At 51.3% G+C, this 2,321-nt stretch carries 2 rRNA genes (1 of these 2 running past the window's edge); both read right to left on the bottom strand.

Features of this window, described 5'->3' with window-relative positions:
- Positions 1-422: ribosomal RNA gene (locus HNQ43_RS09025) — 23S ribosomal RNA — on the bottom strand; it reaches 2,581 nt to the left of the window's first position.
- Positions 423-647: 225 nt separating this feature from the next.
- Positions 648-2,185: ribosomal RNA gene (locus HNQ43_RS09020) — 16S ribosomal RNA — on the bottom strand.
- The 16S and 23S rRNA genes sit together here, the layout of an rRNA operon.
- Positions 2,186-2,321 lie beyond the last annotated feature (136 nt).

Below are 2,321 nucleotides of genomic sequence, written 5' to 3'. Positions count from 1 at the left end.
CCTCGTGTCTCGCCGTACTCAGGATCCCGCTCGACTTCCCTCGGATTTCGGTTACGGGACTTGCACCCTCTTCGGTCACGCTTTCAATCGTGTTCTCCTATCCTCGTTCTTGTCTTCTCGCGGTCCTACAACCCCGACCCTAAGATCGGTTTGGGCTTCTTCCCTTTCGCTCGCCGCTACTCGGGAAATCACTTTTGTTTTCTTTTCCTCCGGGTACTTAGATGTTTCAGTTCCCCAGGTTCCTCTCCATGCACTATGTATTCATCCATGGATGACAGCCTATGACAGCTGCCGGGTTCCCCCATTCGGACACCGCCGGGTCTTCGCTTCCTTACAGCTCGCCGACGCTTTTCGCAGTTTGGCGCGTCCTTCTTCATTCGGGAGTGGCAAGGCATCCTCCGTACGCCCTTCCTTACTTAATCAGTGGTTCTCGTGTTTTCTTCGAGATGTTCACACTTCAAAGAACTGTTCTTAACTGTTTCTCGTTAAAAATCTTAGTCTACAACTTTCGTTTAGACCTTTTCTGTTATGTCTTCTTCATGTTGTTCAGTTTTCAAAGATCGATCCTGAGAGATTCCAAGATCCCTCAAAACTAAACAAGAAACTTCCCCTTCAAGGAACCTTTTTCTTACACTCTTTCTCCTTAGAAAGGAGGTGATCCATCCCCACGTTCCCGTAGGGATACCTTGTTACGACTTAACCCCAGTCATCGATCCTACCTTCGACGGTTCACTCCTTGCGGTTATGCCACCGGCTTCGGGTATTACCAACTCCCATGGTTTGACGGGCGGTGTGTACAAGGCCCGAGAACGTATTCACCGCGACATGCTGATTCGCGATTACTAGCGATTCCAACTTCATGAAGTCGGGTTGCAGACTTCAATCCGAACTGAGACGACCTTTCCGAGATTCGCTTGCCCTCACGGGTTCGCCGCTCTTTGTAGCCGCCATTGTAGTACGTGTGTAGCCCAGGCCATAAGGGGCATGATGATTTGACGTCATCCCCACCTTCCTCCGGTTTGTCACCGGCAGTCTGATATGAGTCCTCATCTTACTGTTAGTAACATATCACAAGGGTTGCGCTCGTTGCGGGACTTAACCCAACATCTCACGACACGAGCTGACGACAACCATGCACCACCTGTCTCCCGGGTAACCTCCGGCATATCTCTATGCCTTCGCCGGGGATGTCAAGGCCTGGTAAGGTTCTTCGCGTTGCTTCGAATTAAACCACATACTCCACCGCTTGTGCGGGCCCCCGTCAATTCCTTTGAGTTTCACACTTGCGTGCATACTCCCCAGGCGGAGAACTTATTGCGTTAACTGCAGCACTGAGTTATTCCCCCAACACTTAGTTCTCATCGTTTACGGCGTGGACTACTAGGGTATCTAATCCTATTTGCTCCCCACGCTTTCGTGCTTCAGTGTCAGTTACAGACCAGGCGACCGCCTTCGCCACTGGTGTTCTTCCATATATCTACGCATTTTACCGCTACACATGGAGTTCCATCGCCCTCTTCTGCACTCCAGCTCGCCAGTTTCCGGAGCCAACAGCGGTTGAGCCGCTGCCTTTTACTCCAGACTTAACGTGCCACCTACGCACCCTTTACGCCCAATCATTCCGGATAACGCTCGCCACCTACGTATTACCGCGGCTGCTGGCACGTAGTTAGCCGTGACTTTCTGGTAAGATACCATCAATCAGACATCATTCCCTATGTCTGCCCTTTTTCTCTTACAACAGAGCTTTACAGTCCGAAAACCGTCTTCACTCACGCGGCATTGCTCGTTCAGGGTTCCCCCCATTGACGAAAATTCCCTACTGCTGCCTCCCGTAGGAGTTTGGGCCGTGTCTCAGTCCCAATGTGGCCGTTCGCCCTCTCAGGCCGGCTATGCATCGTCGCCTTGGTGCGCCGTTACCCCACCAACTAGCTAATGCACCGCAGGTCCATCCATGTTCAGAGCCGTAGCTCCTTTAATAAGAGGTCCATGCGGTCCTCTTACCTATCCGGTTTTAGTCTCCGTTTCCAGAGATTATCCCGGGCACATGGGCAGGTTCCCTACGTGTTACTCACCCGTTCGCCACTGACTTCCAGAAAGCAAGCTTCCCTTCCGTCCGTTCGACTTGCATGTATTAGGCATGCCGCCAGCGTTCATCCTGAGCCAGGATCAAACTCTCCATTTGATTTAGCTCTCAGATGTCCTCTGACATCTTTCTTTTTTCCTTGAATTGACGTTCCTTCTTGGTTTCGTTTCTTGTTCAGTTTTCAAAGATCTCTCACGCCGCTTCCCGCGCCGTGCTCAGTTATATTACCAAATCT

Origin of the sequence: Faecalicoccus acidiformans, from assembly GCF_014202635.1 — a bacterium.
Lineage (GTDB): Bacteria > Bacillota_I > Bacilli_A > Erysipelotrichales > Erysipelotrichaceae > Faecalicoccus > Faecalicoccus acidiformans.
This window is presented reverse-complemented; position numbering and strand designations above follow the sequence as displayed.